5 protein-coding genes and 2 pseudogenes are annotated in these 20,291 nt (G+C 33.5%); 5 read left to right on the top strand and 2 right to left on the bottom strand.

Annotated elements, in window-relative coordinates; translation table 11 throughout:
* The first annotated feature begins 6 nt into the window (after positions 1-6).
* The 5 genes and pseudogenes from MKX66_RS10310 (at position 7) to MKX66_RS10290 (ending at position 18,433) form a co-directional block, all read left to right on the top strand.
* Positions 7-3,174 carry a cyclic peptide export ABC transporter gene (locus tag MKX66_RS10310; protein ID WP_341086064.1) on the top strand — a complete coding sequence of 1,056 codons (3,168 nt, stop codon included), beginning with the start codon at positions 7-9 and terminating at the stop codon, positions 3,172-3,174.
* Positions 3,158-15,397, top strand: a complete 12,240-nt coding sequence (locus MKX66_RS10305; RefSeq protein ID WP_341086062.1) for an amino acid adenylation domain-containing protein — start codon at positions 3,158-3,160, stop codon at positions 15,395-15,397. Before MKX66_RS10310 ends, MKX66_RS10305 begins: the two co-directional genes overlap by 17 nt.
* Positions 15,398-15,626: 229 nt before the next feature.
* Positions 15,627-15,822 (top strand): annotated as a pseudogene (locus tag MKX66_RS10300) (glyoxalase); the annotation flags it as partial.
* A gap of 305 nt (positions 15,823-16,127) precedes the next feature.
* Positions 16,128-17,777, top strand: a complete 1,650-nt coding sequence (locus tag MKX66_RS10295) for a copper resistance CopC/CopD family protein (RefSeq protein WP_341086060.1) — start codon at positions 16,128-16,130, stop codon at positions 17,775-17,777.
* Between the two features lie 35 nt (positions 17,778-17,812).
* Positions 17,813-18,433 carry a YcnI family copper-binding membrane protein gene (locus MKX66_RS10290; RefSeq protein WP_002031295.1) on the top strand — a complete coding sequence of 207 codons (621 nt, stop codon included), beginning with the start codon at positions 17,813-17,815 and terminating at the stop codon, positions 18,431-18,433.
* A 118-nt stretch (positions 18,434-18,551) separates the two neighbouring features.
* On the opposite strand, the pseudogene MKX66_RS10285 reads toward MKX66_RS10290, so the two are convergent.
* Positions 18,552-19,194: pseudogene (locus MKX66_RS10285) on the bottom strand (alpha/beta fold hydrolase).
* Positions 19,195-19,379: 185 nt separating this feature from the next.
* Positions 19,380-20,285, bottom strand: a complete 906-nt coding sequence (locus tag MKX66_RS10280) for a DMT family transporter (protein ID WP_002086216.1) — start codon at positions 20,283-20,285, stop codon at positions 19,380-19,382.
* Between the last annotated feature and the right edge of the window lie 6 nt (positions 20,286-20,291).

Genomic DNA, 20,291 nt, shown 5'->3' with positions numbered 1-20,291 from the left:
TCAATCATGATGAGAGTAAAAGTTGTTTTGATTACCCTTGTAATATTATTAAATGTACAGATGCTATTTGGGATTCAAATAGCAAATGCAGAGAATGATAGAATGTTTACGGAAAACGATAAAGAACAACTAGACTCGCTTATAAAAAAACAAATGCAAGAAGCCAAAATTCCTGGAATGTCAGTGATAGTAGTCAAAGGTGATCAAGCTGTATATAAAAAAAGTTTTGGCTATTCAAATCTTGAGACAAAGCAACGTGTAACGGAAAAAACATTATTTGAAATCGGTTCGAATAGTAAGGCGTTTACAGCTCTCGCAATATATCAACTTGTTCAAAAGGGGTTAATTGATTTAAAGGACCCTGTTAGCAAATATTTGCAGTGGTTTCAAATGATATATGAAGGTAATTATAAAGGAAAACAACTTAATAAAAATGTTGAAATAACTCTTGAACAGCTTTTATATCATACGAGTGGGATCCCTTTTCATACCATTGGGGACATACCTATCTCAAATGACAATGATGCGTTGGAAAATACAGTTAGAGAAATATTAAATCAAAAATTGGAGACATATCCAGGAGAGCAATTCAATTATGCCAGTATTAACTACGATATTCTAGGATTAGTTATACAAAAAGTTACCAATCAATCTTTTGAACAATACGTTCAGAATAATATATTAAACCAATTTAATATGGGTAATACTTTTTTGTTTAGAAAAGATGTCGCTAAATATGATATGTCAAAGGGATATAAAATAGGTTTTTTAAAGCCTATAGAGTTTAATGCACCTATTTATCGAGGAAATACACCCGCAGGTTATTTTATCTCAAATAATGAAGACATGGAAAAGTGGCTTCGTATGCAGCTTGGGATATATGGACTAAGTGATGATCACCAAAAGGCAATTTATAGTACACATATACCAAACAGATCAGTTCCACCATCTGAGGATGGCTCTTCTTATGCCGGAGGGTGGCAAGTTTTTCAAAATGGTCCTGGTGAAATATCACATGCAGGAAGTAATCCGAATTTCTCCTCTTTCGTTGTATTTCATCCTCAAGAGAAGTTAGGAGTTGCGGTGATGGCTAACATGAACTCCGAGTACACTCAAAATATTGGCCAGGCTATTATGGACACACTTGTGGGGGAGAGTGTGGTGACAAACGGTAAAGATACGTATAAGAGTATTGATGCCTTTTCTGTTACTGTACTTTTGTTTATGGTTCCTTTTTCAATTATTACTCTATACTTCATTTTCATAGTTATGATTCAGGTGTATAAGAAAAAAAGGAAGTTGGAAAAAAATAAATTTAAAAGTATTTGTATTCCCTTTATAACGTTTCTGTTTGCGTTCTTAGCTGGGTATGCCCTTTATAAAATTCCATTTGTATTTTTCGGGAGACTTTCTTGGGATTTTGTTAATGTTTGGTTACCTATCAGTATGAGTTTTGCGGTATGGGCTACTTTAATTAGTATTGTACTGTTCTGCCTATATTTATCTTTAATAACTGTTTTTCCTTTGCATAATAAGAAAAATTTTTTTCCGATTTTTGTGTTGAGTGTAACCAGTGGTTTTGGAAATGCGATGATTATTTTTATTATTAATGAAGCTTTAACTAGAAGTAATTATTCAAGCAACAATAGTTTGTTTTTATATTTTTTGCTAGGAATTATTACTTATGTATTAGCGCAAAAATTGGTACGGACGCAGTTGATTACCATTACAAATAATCTGATTTATGAAAAAAGGACCCAGTTAATTAACGATATATTAAAAAATCCTTTTGAAAAAATTGAAAAAATAGAGTCAGAAAGAATTCAAACCACCTTAAATAATGATACAGAAGCTATCAGTAATTATGCTGCCACCATAATTACTGGTTTGACTGATTCAATTACACTTTTATGTTGTTTGGTTTATTTGGGAGTAATTAATGTTTATGGACTGCTTGTTTCTATTGCAGTTATTTTGGTTGCAGCAGGTATGTATTATGTAGCTGGAAAATCAGCTAATAATCTTTGGGAACAAACAAGAAACATCCAAAACACTTTTTTTAGATATATAAACGATCTCATTGGCGGTTATAAAGAGTTAAGCATAGGAAAGTCAAAGCGAGAAGAGTTTGGACAAGGGATGCAAGAGAGCTGTGAGGATTATAAGGATAAGCGGATTCAAGGTGGTCTTAAGTTTGCTAATGTTTTTATTATTGGTGAATTGCTGTTTGTTATGGTAATTGGGGCTGTTACATTTTTATTTCCGCTTTTATTTAAAGGGGTACAGAGTGAGTTTTTAAGAAGCTATGTTTTTGTTTTTCTTTATATGACAGGACCTCTACATAGTATACTCAATACTATCCCTAATGCGATTCAAATGAAAATTAGTTGGAAGAGAATAAATGATTTTTCAAGGTATTTAAAAACCGAAACTAATAAGACAGACGTAAACAGTACTTTGATACCTCAAAGTAAAATAAACATGGAGATTAAAGAGGTAGTATATCAATACGAAAGTGAACATGGAGAACCTTTTCAAGTTGGGCCAATTAATTTTGAACTTAAATCAGGAGAGGTTGTATTTATAACCGGTGGCAATGGTAGTGGTAAATCAACTCTTGCTAAACTAATTACAGGTTTGTATTCTGCAAATAGCGGAAACATATTTGTTAACAATCAACAAATAAATCAGGAACAGTTAAGAGAGCTATATTCCGCAATATTTAGTGATTTTTATTTGTTTACAAAAGTCTATGGTATTGACTATAGTTCAAAGGAAGAAGAAATAAAAAAATATTTGAAAATATTACGTATCGATGAAAAAGTACAAATTCAAAATGGAGAATTTAGTACAACTAAACTTTCAACAGGACAACGAAAAAGACTAGCACTATTAATTAGCTATTTAGAGGATAAATCTATTTATCTATTTGATGAATGGGCGGCAGATCAAGACCCTGAATTTAGACATTTTTTCTATACAGAACTATTGGCTGAATTAAAGGAAAAAGGAAAAGCTATCATTGCTATTACTCATGATGATAGGTATTTTCATATCGCGGATAAAGTTATCAAGATGGAAAGAGGAGAAATTATAGAAAATATGAAGAAGCATAATTATTTAGATTCATTTGATTGTCTCAAGGAGGAGCTCAATGATGATAAAATTGGATAAACAAAATTTGGAAGATATTCTTGGTTTAACACCAATACAGGAAGGGTTGTTATTTCACTACTTAAAAAATCCTCAAAGTGATGAGTATTTTGAACAGATATGTTTGGGGATTTTAGGTAGAGTTGATGCAGGATTGTTTAAGAAAGCTTGGGACGCGGTTGTCCAAACAAATGAGCAGTTACGTACACTATTTCGTTGGGAAAAAGTGAAAACTCCTGTTCAAATAGTATTGAAAGAACATACCCCTCATATTAAAATAATTGATCTTACACACAAGAGTGAAAGTGAAAAAAATATTTTACTAGAAGAGATAAAAGTTAAAGATCGTGAAAAAAAGTTTAATCTTCGTGAAATACCATTCAGGGTTACTTTGTGCATATTAGCAGAAGAAAGACATGAAATGATTATAAGTAATCATCATATTATATATGATGGCTGGAGTAATGGAATTATTTTAAAAGAATTCCTAAACGCATATCGATGCCTTAGTGAATCAGAAACTTACAATCTGCCTACTAAAAAAAAATATAAAGATTTTATTAAATATATTCAAAAACAGGATAAAGAAGGGCAGAAAGTATTTTGGCAAGAGTATTTAAAAGGATTTAACTCGCAAAATAGATTGGAAGTAACAAAAAAGAAACATAAATCAATTCGAAAAGATCATCAGTATCGTATTCAATTTTCAAGGGATAAGTTGGAAGGATTTGCGAAGGGAAATGAAGTTACTCTTGCCGCCCTTGTTTATAGTTTATGGGGAATTGTGCTACAAAAGAATCATAATATCGATGACATTATTTTTGGCGCAACTATTTCGGGTAGAGCAGGAACATTTAATGGGATTGAAGAAATGGTAGGCCTATTTATAAATACAGTTCCATTAAGAGTTAAAAAGGATTCTGGCGAAACATCTATAGAACTTATCAAAAAGTTAAATAAGACATTGCAGGATTGGGAATTGTATGGGACATCATCTTTAGTAGATATAAAAAAATATAGTGAATTGGATACGGAAATCGACCTTTTTGATACTATTGTTGTTTTTGAAAACTACCCTTTAGATCAGACGATACTGACAAACAAAAATAGAATCGCTTTGAACTCATATTCCACCTTTGAAATGACTAATTATGGCTTATCTATTAGTATAAGTTTGCACAAAGATATTGAGATATGTTTCAGTTACAACGAACAATTATATGAATCATCTAAAATTGAGCGTTTAGCTCAGCATTTTACTATAATTGCAGAAGCAGTCATAAAAAATCCTCATAAAAAAATAGAAGAGATTGATATCGTATCTATTGAAGAGAAAAAACAAATCCTTTTGGAATTTAATAATACTCGTAAAACATATTCACATCAGTTGACGATTAGTCAGTTGTTTGAGCAACAAGCGATGAAAACCCCGGATAATGTTGCGATTGTATATAAAAATAGGACTATGACTTATGAAGAATTAAATGACATATCCAATAACTTATCAAATGAACTGCTTAGAAAAGGAGTGAAAAAGGGTGAGATTATTGGAATCATGACGGATCCATCAATTGAAATGCTAATAGGGATAATTGCTATTTTAAAAGTCGGAGCTGCATACTTGCCAATTGATCCAGAATATCCAGAGTCAAGGAAAATGTATATGATACAGGATAGTCAAACAAAGTTCATATTGACCAGTAAGGATGTAATTAATAAAAACGACTATGTAATTGGAAAATTCAACAATGATTGTATTTTTATATTGGATAATAGTAGAAAAATTTCGGGTGAGACTCTTCTACCAAAAGTAAACCTTAGTCCGAATGATTTATTTACGGTTTTGTATACTTCAGGTACTACAGGAAAACCTAAAGGTGTAATGATAGAAAATCGAAATGTTGTTAATCTTGTTCAGTGGTTTGGAAAAACATTTAATATAACGGAAAAAACAAATCTATTACAACTAACAAATTATGTGTTTGATCCGAGTATTGAGGATTTTTTCGGTACATTACTTTATGGAGCGACATTACATATAGCCGAAAAGAATTTAATTTTAAATAAGGAGCATTTTTGTGATTATGTTGATCAACATGAAATTCATATTATTAATTTCATACCGACTGTATTAAAAGAATTATTATGTCATGATCGCAAATTGCAGAGTTTACACACAGTTATTTCAGGTGGGGAAAGACTAGAAGAATCATTAAAAGATGCACTGATTGATAGAGGATATAAATTATATAATAATTATGGTCCAGCAGAAACGACAGTGGATGCTTTAAGTGTTGAATGTTCAGAAAATACCGTCTCTTTAGGGCGGCCGATTTCAAATGTTAGATGTTATATATTAGATAAAGATAAAAATATTAGTCCAATAGGTGTTCCTGGTGAGTTGTATATTGCTGGAGACGGTGTAGGAAGAGGGTATTTGAATCTACCAGAATTTACAAATGAAAAGTTTATGAATGATCCCTTTAATCCAAATGATCGTATGTATAAAACAGGGGACTTAGGAAGATGGCTTCCAAACGGAGAAATCGAGTTTCTTGGAAGAGAGGATCATCAGGTGAAAATCAGAGGGTATCGGATTGAACTTTCAGAAATTCATAATTTAATATTAAAAAGGAACTACATTGAAGATGTTGCTGTAATTGATTGGGAAATTAATAATGGGAAAAAAGTTATCTGTGCATATATCGTTTCCCATGTTCAGGTTAACATGGAGGAACTTAAGGGATTTTTAGCAAAAGAATTACCAGATTATATGCTTCCGTCATACTATATTCAGCTAGAGAGTCTGCCCTTAACTTCCATAGGAAAGCTTGATCGAAGGAACTTACCGGCTCCTCAAATTCATACTTATAAAGGTTACGTTGCTCCAAAAAATAAAGTTCAAGAAGAACTAGTAGAGGTATGGTCTGCAGTATTGGGTCTACATCAGGGGGGAATTGGTATACATGATAACTTCTTCGAGTTGGGAGGAGACTCAATTTTAAGTATTCAAATAGTAGGTAAAGCGCTTCAAAAGGGTATAGAGATTACCGTGAGTCAGATGTTTGAGAACCAAACGATAGCAGAACTGGCGGATTGTATTGCAGATATTAAAGAAAGCTATAGTGAAGATCAAATAGAAGAACCTGAGACTGGAGAAGTGCTTCTTACACCGATTCAAAAGTGGTTTTTTGAGCAAGATTTGGAAAATTATCATCATTGGAATCAATCTGTGCTATTGGAAACACGAGCAGGTATAAATCCGAATTTGTTGCATGAAAGTTTTCGTATACTTACAAATTATCATGAGAGTTTTAGGCTCCGTTATTATCAAAGGGCTGGAGAATGGATTCAAGTTTATTCAGAGTCCGATGAGAATGTGTTATTTGAATTACATGATTTTAATAATAGTCATATGCATGAAATTTTATCAAAATTGCAGTATGAATTAAACATTACAGATGGGCCATTAATTAAAGTTGCATATTTTGATTCCGGGGATCAGGAAAAAGGAAGGTTGTTTATAACAGTACATCATCTTGTAATAGACGGATATTCATGGCGACTTATGCTGGACACTCTACAGATGATATATGAACAGCTTACAAATAGTGGCTCTGTTCAACTTCCAGTGAAAGGCCTCTCTTTTAAAAAATGGTCTGAGCATCTCTATGAATATGCTTATTCCAATCAATTAAAAGATGAACTTGCTTTTTGGAAGAACAATGTCCCTTCTTCTGTAAATACTATACCTATTGACATGGAAGGGGGGAGAAATGATGAAAATTCTGCTCGTACACTTTCTTTTATGTTGACGGAGAAAGAAACAAAGTATTTACTGCATGACACGTATCAATTATTTAAAATGAGAATTGATGATATTCTGCTTTCCGCACTTTCTAGTACATTAGCAAATTGGAGTGGTGAAACACTAGTTGATTTGGAGGGCCATGGTAGGAATCCTTTGTTAAAAGAGTACGACACTTCAAGAACTGTAGGATGGTTTACTTGTGTATATCCTATTGTTATGGGCGACATTGAAAAAGAGAAGGGCATAGCAGAAATATTGAAGCAAGTAAAAGAGCGGTATCGTGCTATACCAAATGGTGGAATTGGTTATGAAATTTTATATTACTTAGCAGAGAAAGAGATGCGAGGGCAAATTTCGTCTAGGAAAAGGGCACAAATAAGCTTTAATTATTTAGGACAGTTCGAACAAGCAATTAAAAAACAGCAGTTATTTAATATAGCGGATGTGAATACAGGACCAACCCGTGATTTGAATGGAATTAGAAGTCACTTGCTTGAAATTGAATGTATGATCGTTGATAAAAAATTATGTGTAGAATGGAAATATAGTGCGAATAGTCATTTGGTTGAAACCATTCAAGGCTTGGCAAAGGATTTTGTCAACAATTTGAAGGATATAATTGACCACTGTCAAACAAAAGAAGGTACATATTTGACGCCTTCAGATTTCCCACTTGTCTCCATAGATCAAAAGAAAATTGATGAGTGGATTGAGGTATATAAAAATATAGAAGATATATACATGCTTTCACCAGTACAACAAAGTATGGTTTTTCATCATATCTATTCACCAAAATCGTCAGTAACTGTGGAGCAAACAATATTTTCAATAAAATCAAAACTAGATATTGAGATATTTGAAAAGGCTTGGCAAAAACTTTTAGATAGACATGAAAGTTTAAGAACATCATATCATTGGGAAGGACTAGAAGAACCTGTACAGATTGTTCATAAAGATCTAAAAATTCCTTTTCAAGTTTTAGATTGGACAAATTTTTCGAAATCTGAAGGATTGCAAAAGTTAGAACAACTTATTGAGGAAGATCGTAAGAAGGGATTCGACCTTTCAAAACCACCACTTATGAGAATTTTGGTCATTAAGCAAGAAGAGTATGCCTATGATGTAGTATGGACGCATCATCACCTTCAGTTAGATGGTTGGTGTAATAGCATCCTCTTTAAGGAACTGGGTCAGTGTTATGAAGCATTATGTGTTGACGAAAAGATAACATTTGGACATGTATATTCATTTAAAGATTATATCGACTGGTTACGTAGGCAAGACAAGAAGAAAGCGGAACAATTTTGGAGAACCGAGTTAGATGGATTTAAAACACCTATACGATTCAATAATATTTTTCCTGCAAAAAATTCAAATCAGTTATCTGCTTTTGGAGATGTAGTATACGAAGTGTCTGAAGACAAACAACAGATAATTCAAGACTTTACTAGAAAGAATCGGATTACACTAAATACTATGATTCAGGGGGCTTGGGCAATTCTTTTAAATCGCTACTCCCAAGAAACAGATATTATTTTTGGGGTAACTTCATCAGGGCGTCCGGCCGAGTTAGAAGGTTCGGATTCAATAATTGGTTGCTTTATGAATACTCTTCCTTTTAGGGTAAAGATAAATAAAAATGTAAATTTGATTAAATGGCTTAAAGATGTACAACTGAAGCAGGTTGAAATGCGTCAATATGAATATACCTCACTCGTTGATATAAGAAGTTGGATTGATATGCCAAGAAGCTCTGCCTTATATGATTTGTATGAGAGTATTGTAATTGTTGAAAACTATCCATTCGATGTGAAATTGAAAGACGGAATTGGTTCATTACAAGTGAAATCAGTACGTATAGATGAACAAATGGATTATCCTTTGGTTGTTTATTGTAATCTACAACCAAAGCTTCAATTGAAGCTACTGTTCAATAGTTCCTTTTTAAATGAAACAGAAGCAAATCAGATACTTTCACATTTAATCAATATTTTGTGGGAAATGCTTGTTAGCGAAGATGGTAAGTTAGAGAATATCTCAATGATTTCCGAAAAAGAACTTACACATATTTTAAGTGATAATAATTCTACTTCATTGGATTATCCTAAGAATCAATGTTTTCAGGATTTATTTACTGATCAAGTAAAATTAAATTTAAACAAACCTGCTGTTATACAGGGGAATGAAAGTTTATCTTACACAGAATTAGATATACTTTCAAACCAGTTAGCGCATAAGCTAATTAAATTAGGGGTAGGGCCTGAAATACCTGTGGGAGTGTATGTTGAACGTTCACCTAAAATGATTGTAGGAATTTTAGCTGTTTTAAAAGCTGGTGGAGCTTTTCTACCTATAGATATGGATTATCCTGGCGAAAGAATAAATTTGATGTTGAAAGATGCCCAAGTACCTATATTACTCACCCAAAATAATTTACAGTCGAAGATTAGAGATTATCAGGGACATACCGTTTGTCTTGATATAGAATGGGATTCAGTGCGCGAAGAACCAAAAAACCAACCGAGTGTTAGAATTGAACCCCAGAATTTGGCATATATCATCTATACTTCGGGTTCTACTGGTCGACCAAAAGGTGTAATGATGTCTCATGAAGCAGTTGTAAGCCACTCCATTGATATTTGCAAACGTTATGAGCTGACACCGGAGGATCGTGTTCTTCAGTTTTCTTCGATAAGTTTTGATATTTCACTTGAACAGATTTTTACAACACTAGCTGCAGGAAGTTCTCTTGTTTTGCGTGATAAGAATATATGGACTCCTTATCAGTTTTCTCAGAAATGTGTTGAACTTGGACTCTCAGTTGTTAATCTACCTACAAATTATTGGGGCGAAATTGTACAAGAATGGTATACAAGACCAGAAATAATTCCAGATAGTAACCTCAGACTCGTTATAGTTGGTGGGGAACAAATGCCAGCGGAGAAAGTAGGGATGTGGGAACAGTTACCTTTAGAAGATATTATTTTGTTAAATGCATATGGACCTGCTGAAACGGCGATGACAAGTACTTTATATGAAGTGTCTGGAAAAAGAACTAAAAGTGCCGACTTAAAAGTTATTCCCGTGGGAAAACCACTTGCTAACAGGCGCATTTATATCCTTGATGAGAACATGCACCCTTTGCCGATTGGAGTGAAGGGGGAAATATTCATAGGTGGCATACCTTTAGCTAGAGGTTATATTAACAATTCTAAGTTGACGAAGGATAAGTTTATTCGAGATCCGTATTATCATAATTATGGAAAAATGCTTTATAAAACAGGAGATATGGGGAAATTACTTTGCGATGGTAACATTGAGGTTCTGGGGCGGAAGGATGACCAAACAAAAATACGAGGGCATCGAATTGATATAGGAGAGATTGAAGTTGTTTTAAACAAATGTGATAACATAAAAAACTCTATAGTTGTCGTGAAGAATGGAGTAGCAAATGATAAGTATCTTGTTGCATTCTATGATTCCCCCTCACATGGTACAAATAATCAATGCAGTATAAGGGGTTTTTTGCGGAAAAAACTTCCTGAATATATGATTCCTTCTTATTTTATTCAACTAGGAAGCCTTCCGCTCAGTCCGAATGGAAAAATTGATCGGAAGTCCCTAGAAAATATGGAGATTAAAGTACAGTTTGATGAAGAATATCAAAAACCTTATAATACGATACAACAAAAACTTGTAAGTATTTGGAGAAAGATACTGGGAACTGATGGTGTAGGCATTAATCATCATTTCTTTGAAATTGGGGGACAATCATTAAAAGCAATAACACTTGTTTCTGAAATTCATAGGGAATTTGAAGTTGAACTTCCACTTGGAAATATATTTGCATTTCCTACTATTAAGGAATTGGCTGTAATCATTGAAGAAATGATGGGAAAAAAAGAAACATATGAAGCGATTCGTCTAGCACCACCACAGGAGTATTATGAAGTCTCTCCAGCACAAAAAAGTATGTATATTGTTAGTCAATTGAATGGTGCATCTACAAACTATAATATTACCGGAGCAGTATTTCTTGAAGGGGAAGTTAATATAGTACAGATAGAAAAGGCATTGCAAGCTTTAATTAATCGCCATGAAAGCTTGCGAACATCATTTAAACAAGTACAAGGGAAAATAGTTCAAAAAATCCATCAGAATCCTGAATGGAATATGCAACACTTGTATGCAGATGAACAAAATTTTGAGAGTGTTGTTGAAACATTTATTAGACCATTTGATTTAGAGAAAGGGCCCTTGTTCAGAGCAGCAATTGTGGAGGTGCTACCATCATCGAAATATTTGCTTGTTTATGATATGCACCATATTATATCCGATGGTTTATCAATGGGAATTTTAATTAGAGAGTTTGCATCTCTTTATCAAAAAAATAATTTGCCAGACGTAAGAATTCAATACAAAGATTTTTCAAACTGGCAAAACAAAATGATAGAATCCGGGAACTGGAAACTAAAAGAACTGTACTGGCTTGAAATATTTTCAAAAGAAATACCATTACTCAATTTACCAACTGATTATCCAAGGTTAGATGAGCCAATGTTTGAAGGTGATGTAGTTCAATTTAATTTGGATGCATATTATACATCTAAATTAAATGAAATCTCAAGCCGAAAAGGAGCTACTCTGTACTCATTATTACTTTCGGCATTCAATATACTACTGTTTAAATATAGCGGACAAGAAGACATTATAATTGGAAGCCCGGTAGCAGGAAGACTGAATTCTGAATTAGAAAATGTGGTAGGTATGTTTGTTAATACACTTGCGCTCAGAAATTATCCTACTTCAGAGAAACGGTTTGAGGATTTTTTGAAAGAAGTTGCAAGCCACACACTTCAAGCTCTCGAACATCAGGAATATTCATTTGAGATGCTCGTTGATAAGCTACAATTGCGAAAAAATGTGAATCGTCATCCTCTGTTTGATGTGATGTTTGCTTTTGAAAATGTTGATGCAGTATGGGCGGAAATAGGTGATTTTGAAATTAAACCGTACGAGTATACGAATCGTACATCTAAATTTGATTTAGAGCTGAAAGTAACTGAGCAGGATGGACAACTTCGTTTTATATTTGAATATAGTACAGGTTTGTTCCGTAAAGAAACGATAGAACGAATGGCGGAACATTTCGTTAAAATTATTGATACTATCATAGAGGACATTACTATTCCAATTGAGGAAATTGATCTAGTAACCATGAAAGAAAAAAATAGAATAGGTGTTTTTAATAATACTGATACTTTGTATCCAGAAGAAAAAACGATTAAACGTATATTTGAAGAACTGGTGGAAAAACATCCGAATCGTACTGCTGTAGTGTTTGGACAGAGAACAATAACTTATAAGGAATTAAATGATAAAGCAAATCAATTAGCTAAACACTTGATTAAGAAGGGGGCAGGAAGTGATACAGTAATCGCTTTATTAGCTGAGCCTTCTATTGAAATGATCATTGGACTATGGAGTATTATTAAAAGCGGGGCAATTTATTTACCTCTTGATCCGGAGTTTCCATTAGAACGAATAAATAGCATGATTGAAGACAGTGATACAATTCTTCTTTTGACCCAGTCTCACTTAGTAACTTCTAATGATTTTACTTGTGAGGTTATGGAATTGGAAGATAAGAGCTTATTTTTTGAATGTCCTTCAAATATAGAGGAAAGAAGTACAGTTGATAATCCAATATATATTATTTATACATCTGGTACCACTGGGCTCCCAAAAGGGGTACCGATTAAGAATCAAAGCTTGGTAAATTATATTTCATGGTTCACACGAGAAGCAAGTATAACGTATAGGGATAAAACACTACTATTATCTTCCTTTGCATTTGATTTAGGATATACAAGTTTGTATACAGCTTTATTAAATGGCTGTGAGTTACATTTAGTTCCAAAAGAACATTATATGCTCCCAGAAACCCTTATCACATATTTGAGAGAGAAAAAGATAAGTTATATAAAACTGACTCCTTCACTATTTAATTATTTAGTTAACCATCGTATGGTTGAAGATTATGAGAATTGCATGGCGCTAAGGTTAATCGTATTGGGCGGTGAAGAAGTGAAGTCAGCTGATATTAGTAAGTTTAATAGGGTGTATCCGCAAACTGTAATTATGAATCACTATGGACCTACAGAAACTACTATTGGCGCTCTATTTCACAAATTTAATGCTACTGATTTTGACCTTGTATCCAAGGGAACGGTTATTGGAAAGCCAGTAGATAACACGAAAATATTCATTTTGGATAGAGGTCAAAAACTTGTTCCACTTGGAATGGCTGGTGAAATTTGTATTGGGGGAGTAGGAGTGACAGAAGGTTATTTGAATCAAATTGATTTAAATAGCGAAAAGTTTATTACGGTTTCACCTTTGGGACATGAAAAAATCAAACTCTATAGAACGGGAGACTTAGGGAGGCTCACATGCCATCAAGAAGTAGAATTTCTCGGAAGAATTGACAATCAATTGAAAATTCGAGGATATAGAGTGGAGTTAGAAGAAATAAATTCAGTACTGTTGCAACACGATATGATACTTGATGCAATTGTTGTTCCAAAAAAAGATAAAGAAAATAATAATATACTATGTGCTTATATTGTGTTGAAAGAGAATGAGAATGGGTGGGGAATAAGGGAATACCTTTCAAGTAAGATTCCTTACTACATGATGCCCTCTATCTTTATTAAGTTAGATAGAATTCCTTTGACTCCAAATGGTAAGCTAAATGTTAAAGCACTCCCAGAAATTAAGGATGAATTATTGATAAAAACTAATTATGAACTGCCTGAGGATCCAATTGAAAAAACTGTTGCACAAATGTGGGAAGAAACTCTTAATGTTAAGCAAATTAGTATGAATGACTCGTTTTTTGAAATGGGTGGAAACTCATTGTCGTTAATGCTTTTAATGGCAGAAATTCACAAAAAGTTTAGTGTAGATATATCGTTAAGAGAAGCGTTTAAAGCACCAACAGTAAGAGGTATAAGTAAGCATATAAAGAAAAGATCTGAAAGTAAGTATGTGTCATTACAACCTGTGGAAAAGTGCGAATATTACGACCTTTCTTCAGCTCAGAAAAGGATATATACACTACAACAGATGGAAGGGATTGGAACTAGTTACAATATGCCAAGAGCAACCTTACTAGAAGGTGAAATCAATCTGGATAAATTGGAAAAAGCTTTTTGTGAGATTGTAAAGAGACATGAGGCATTTCAAACATCTATTGAAGTAGTAGATGGTGTGCCCAAACAACGAATTCAGGGAGAAGTGGATATAGAAATTAGTTATTCTGTTTTAGATGAACATTTATGTTCTAATCCATCAAGTAAGCTGAATGTCGAACTGGAAAATATAATTGATGAATTTATTGAACCTTTCGACTTAAGTAAAGCCCCTTTAGTAAGAGTTAAGATCATTCGCTTAAGTAGTCATAAACATGTGCTCTTAACAGATATGCACCATTTGATTTCAGATGGATATTCAGTCAATATTTTACTGCAGGAGTTATCAGAATTATATCAAGGAAAACTGTTACAGGAAAACCCTATTCAATATAAAGAATTCGTTTATTGGCAGAATGAGTTTTTAAAGACAAGTGCTGCAAGTATACAAGAAAAATATTGGTTAGATGTACTTTCAGGGGATCTTCCAGTATTAGATATGCCTACGGATTTTCCTAGACCAATTATACAAAGCTTTGAAGGAAATAGTTTTATTTTTGAAGGCGGAAATGAATTAAAGCAACGTTTAGACAATTTATGTTTAGAAACAGATACGACATTGTACATGATTTTGTCTGCAGCTTATAGTATTTTGTTATCAAAATGTTCCTCGCAGCACGATATAATTGTAGGAATGCCTATTTTAGGGCGGACACATTCTGATTTGAAAAATATCATTGGTATGTTTGCAAATACTATTGCAATTAGAAGTTTCCCTATTGAGAAAAAAAACTTTACGGAATTTTTGTCAGAGATTAAAGAACAGTTAATTAAAGCGTATGATAATCAAGATTACCAGTTTGATATGATTATTGATAAGTTAAAAATTAAGAGAGACTTAGGGAGAAACCCTATATTTTCTACAATGTTAGCTTTTCAAGAATCTCAAATCAATGAAAGTATAATGGGGAATTTGAAAATGACGCCTGTTCAATATAGAAATAAAATTTCGAAATTTGATTTAACCTTATTTGTAGAAAAAGGAAAAAAAGAGTTGTTTTTTGAATTTGAATATGCAAGTAGTTTGTATAGAATGGAAACTATAAAAAAATTAGCGGAGAATTTTTTAGGTATCTTAGACACGATTAGTTCAAATAAAGAAATAAAATTAGAAAATATTGAGATTGAAGGGTTAGTAATCGAGAATACAGAAATTGAAAATGTCAAATTTAATTTTTAAGATAGATAAGATATTGGTTATTGAGGCTATTCCTAATATGATACTTTAGGAATAGCCGTTTCATATAAATGCATTCTTTAAATATCTATAAAAAATAAAAGGATATATTGTATAGAAAAGGTTAGCTTTTAATTATAATTAAAACGATGATATAGAAGTGGCGATATAAAGGGAGTTCTCTATCATGGAGAGACTTAAAGAAGTGTTTCATTTTGTTTAGGATAGCGGTATCGTAGTTCATGATCTAGATAGTTATACGTTTTTACGAAAAGGTTTGGTAAGGAACAGTAATAGAGCGTTACGTAAGTGAGGTGCTAGGTGTGGAAGGAGAAGCAGCCATTCTTGAAGTGGATGGTGATAGAATTGAATTACTTACACCAACGAATACTATACCTTCTCCAATGGCACGATTTATAAATAAAAAGGTGTTACGTAATAACGTAACACCTTTTTATTTATGTATTTCACATTTTCTTCACAAATGATTCACGAGAACTTTTCTTCTTAGGAAACTTACATAAATATATTTTATGATATAATAACAATCGACTTTAAAAATGTAAGTTGTTTTAATTAAAGTAGCTACTATTATATTAGAAGTTTAAAGGTGGGGAGAAAGAAAGCGTCATGTTGTATAAAAAAATACTTAATCAGGTTAATATTTCGTCAGGAAATCAAACTAGGAAGTATAAAGTAATGAAAGTGTAGCGAGAAAGAAGAAAGAAGTGAAATGATTGTGAAAGTAATACGAAGGTTAGGGGCATGGCTATTAATAGCGTGCGTGTTTATCATATTGATACCAAAAAGCGCATCTGCTCATGCGTATGTTGTGAAATCAAATCCTGCTGAAAATGAAACGTTAAAGAAAGCACCATCTGTTGTGAAAATTGAATTCGATGAGGACATACAAGTTTCAAGTTTTAATACATTGTTCGTAAGAGACACCTCAGGTAAAAGAGTAGATTTAAAAGATGCACATATTGATAAGAAAAACAAAAAAATATTAGAGGCTGGGTTAAAAGAGAATCTCAAAAATGGTCTTTACTCTATTCAGTGGAAAGCTATTTCAGCTGATGGACATCCGATTCAAGGAGTTATTCCATTCCGTATTGGATTAGCAGAAGCGGGAACAGATGATATACAAGTAGAAGAGATGGGCTATGTTCCGCAAATCGATATGATCATGGAACGTGGGGTTCTATATACAAGTTTCTCACTATTTTTAGGAGTTCTATTCTTTAATCTTATTATGTATAAAGGGAATGCAACCTCAGTTCAATCAAGGGGTAAGAGAATAATATGGATATCATTATTTGGGATATTTATTAGTTTACTATTCAATCTACCATTGCAGGCGAAAATAAATGCTGATGTTTCATGGTTAGAAGCATTCGATCCTTTATTATTAAAAGAAACATTACAGCTATCTGTTTTTGGTTATGTATGGATCACTCAAATGGCTCTTATTAGTACGCTTATAATTGTTACATATTTTGCAGTGAAGAGTGAGAGGCTTTCGTCGTTTAAAGTATGGAGCATTCCAATTGTATTATTTATGGGGTTACTGGTTATGAAAGCTTTCAATAGTCATGCATATGGATTAAAGTTTAAAGAAATTGCTGTCGTTATGGACTTTCTACATTTATTCGCAGCTTCGTTATGGATTGGGGGGCTATCATCGATTGTTCTTCTTTTACGTAAAGAGGATGACAAGTGGACTATGTATTGGGATGCGATTAAGCGTTTTTCGCCATGGGCAACAGGTGCTGTCATAGTGATTTTATTAACGGGTCTTTTTAACAGTACATTTTTTATTCCCACAATCCATTCCCTATTTGATACGAAGTATGGATTGGCCTTATTAGCAAAGATACTTTTATTCGTGTGTATGGGGATATTGGGAATTATTCATTATGTGAAAGGGAGAATGCGAGCGCAGCAAAGGTTAGGAGCTACGGTGAAAGTAGAGTTTATCATTGGAATTATCGTTTTCGTAATCGTAGCGTTTATGACAAATGTACAAACGCCGCCGATGCCTCCTACGGGACCTTTTACAGAGAGTAAACAATTAGATAATGGATATGAACTTACTTTACATGTAAGTCCTAATAAGGTAGGACAGAATACATTTCATATTACTTTGAAGGATGAGAATGGACAGCCTGTTACTGATATGGAACAAATTGTATTGACGACTCAATCTTTAGATATGAATATGGGCAAAGGTTCATTTAAAGTTTCGGCAGTGTCACCGGGAGAATATGAAGCGGAAGGTATGTATATTAACATGACAGGAAACTGGAATATACAAGTTCACGGATTAACAAAATCTCTTGATAGTTTCGATACGGATTATAAATTTATTGTAGGTGGCAGATAAAAAAGACGTTATAAATGAAAAGGAGTTTATAGAAAATGAAACGTATAAAAAAATTAGGAACAACAATGATCGCAACAATAATTGCAATGGGGATTTTTTCGTTACCTGTTAGTGCTCACGTAACTGTGAAACCAGCAACTTCTGACGTTGGCTCTTGGGAGACTTATACAATAAAGGTACCTGTTGAAAAGAATATGGCAACAACAAAAGTCACACTGAAAATACCGTCTGGAGTCGAGTTTCAACAGTACGAGCCAGTGCCAGGGTGGAAAGTGGAAGAACAAAAAGATGCAGCTGGAAAAGTTAAAACTGTAATATGGGAAGCAACAGGAGAAGGGATTTTACCTGGTCAGTTCCAACGATTTACTTTCGTTGCTAAAAATCCAGATAAAGAGCAACAAATAGCTTGGAATGCATATCAACAATATAAAGATGGAGAAATTGTTGAATGGACAGGCGATGAGAAAGCTGAAAAGCCCCACTCACTTACTACGATTGCAAAAGGTACATCATTAACAGGAGAACATGGTGAAGTATCTAGTGTGGAAAAAAATGAAAGTACAAGTAATATGCAAACAATAGCAATTGTCTTATCAGTTTTAGCGATTGTATCTTCCGTAGGTACGTGTGTTTTTGTAGTACGTCGTAAAAAGTAGGGAACATTGAAAGGTCTCATTGAAAGTAATGAGACCTTTGTTAATAAAATTTTGAGATTAAGCAGCTTCGAGGGGGATTAGAGCTACAAATACAACATGGTTTATTAAGATAAGGAACTCAATTGACTGTCATTACTTCTTCTGGTAGGTTATCATGCTTAAGCCAGTTTTCAATTAAAGTATTAAATAGTTTGGGATTTGCTAAAGGGATTCCATGACCGATTTTAGGAATGATAATACCTGTGCAAGTAGGATTGCTTTCAAGGATTGCAGTCATCGAGTCTTTCATGATAATAGTTATCAAATTGTGTTTCATCTATGTACATTGATTTTGCTTGTATTTTGGAAAACGTCTTACTCTTTATAAGTGGATAGGTTAAGCCAAGGGATCTTATTAATGTTTTAGCGAAAGGAATTAGTTTAACTAATGCGCTATTTATCATAGCGTATTGAATTAAGTTTGGTTTCATGCTGAGCATTGCAATTAATACTTGAGCACCTAACGAAAAACCGATTACTATAACAGTTTTACCTTGTCCTTTTTCTTCAACTAATTCAATGATTTTTTCAGCACTAAAGTGTATTGAAAAATGATCCTTACTACTATTTTCCCCTTGCTCGGGTAAATCAGGAACAAGGCAGTGAAAGTTAGTAAAATGTTTAATTTGTTTGTCCCACATCCATCCACTGACTCCGCCCCCATGAATAAAAACCATAAGTGGAGAGCTTGAATCTCCAAATTCCTTATACTGTAAAACCATATAATTCCCCCTTATGATTAGAATTGTTAGTCCATACATATGTATTAGAGATAATATTTTCTACTTAATTATCATCATACAATAAAAAAGGAAAATTTTCCTTTTGCTAAGATGTTAAGTGACTGTACTGATAAAATGGTAAAAAAGAAAGAGCCTACAAGTGGTAGACTCTTTCTCATATCTATTTATTTCACTTCAACTTGCTGCCTTACAGCAAGTGCTTTCGGCTTTATATTTACAAAACAAATGCTTACGATAATAAATAAAAGTCCGATGAATAAGCTAATTGTAATGGCCTCATGTAAGAAAATAGAGCTTACAATAATAGCGATCAGTGGGATAAGGAACGTATAAGCCCCAACTTTACTTGCCTCACCAGCTCCTACAAGTGTAAAGTAAGCGAGCCATCCCATTGCAATAACAAAGAACGAGATGAATAGTAGTACACTTACAAATGGTATACTCCAAGCGATGTTAGACCAGCTCTCAAATTCTGAACCAAATCCGATTAAGCAAAGTCCGCCAATAATAAGCTGAAGTGTTACCATCCAAATGGCATTAACGCGGTGTCCAGTTTTCTTAATAAATACTGTGCCGAGTGCCCAGCCGATAGCGCACCCTAAAGCAAGTAGTACACCGATAATAGAAATATGTCCAGTTAAACTACTAGAGCTAATAACCCCAACACCAATAAATCCAAGAATAAGTCCGAAAATTTTCAAGCCGTACATAGATTCTTCAAGCCAAATCCATGAGAAAATGCCGAGTAAGACAGGTTGGAGAAATACGATTGCGGAGAAGAGTCCGGCGGGCATATACTGAAGTCCGACAGTTTGTAGTCCGTAAAACAAAATAATATTGAGTAAAGATGAAATAAAGTATAAATGCCAAGTTTCCTTTAAATTTAATTGTTTGTATTTCGGTAATGCGAAAGTAAGTAAGATAAATCCTCCTATTAATGTTCTAATCCCTGCAAAGAGTACGGGTGGTGTGTAATGCAGAGCGAATTTTGATAACGGCCAATTAATTCCCCACATAATAACGAGAAATGTAAGGATTATGGCCGTCTTAGTTCGAGAAAGCTGTGTCACTGTAAT

The organism is Bacillus sp. FSL R9-9530, from assembly GCF_038008145.1.
In the GTDB taxonomy this organism is placed as follows: Bacteria; Bacillota; Bacilli; order Bacillales; family Bacillaceae_G; genus Bacillus_A; species Bacillus_A mycoides.
The sequence above is the reverse complement of the archived record's forward strand: the minus strand, read 5'-3'. Positions and strand labels throughout refer to the sequence as shown.

Bases quoted from the DNA above. Each gene is read 5' to 3' on its own strand.
- MKX66_RS10295 (WP_341086060.1), top strand. From the start codon at position 16,128: ATGATTGTGAAAGTAATACGAAGGTTAGGGGCATGGCTATTAATAGCG.
- MKX66_RS10290 (WP_002031295.1), top strand. From the start codon at position 17,813: ATGAAACGTATAAAAAAATTAGGAACAACAATGATCGCAACAATAATT.
- MKX66_RS10305 (WP_341086062.1), top strand. From the start codon at position 3,158: ATGATAAAATTGGATAAACAAAATTTGGAAGATATTCTTGGTTTAACA.
- MKX66_RS10310 (WP_341086064.1), top strand. From the start codon at position 7: ATGATGAGAGTAAAAGTTGTTTTGATTACCCTTGTAATATTATTAAAT.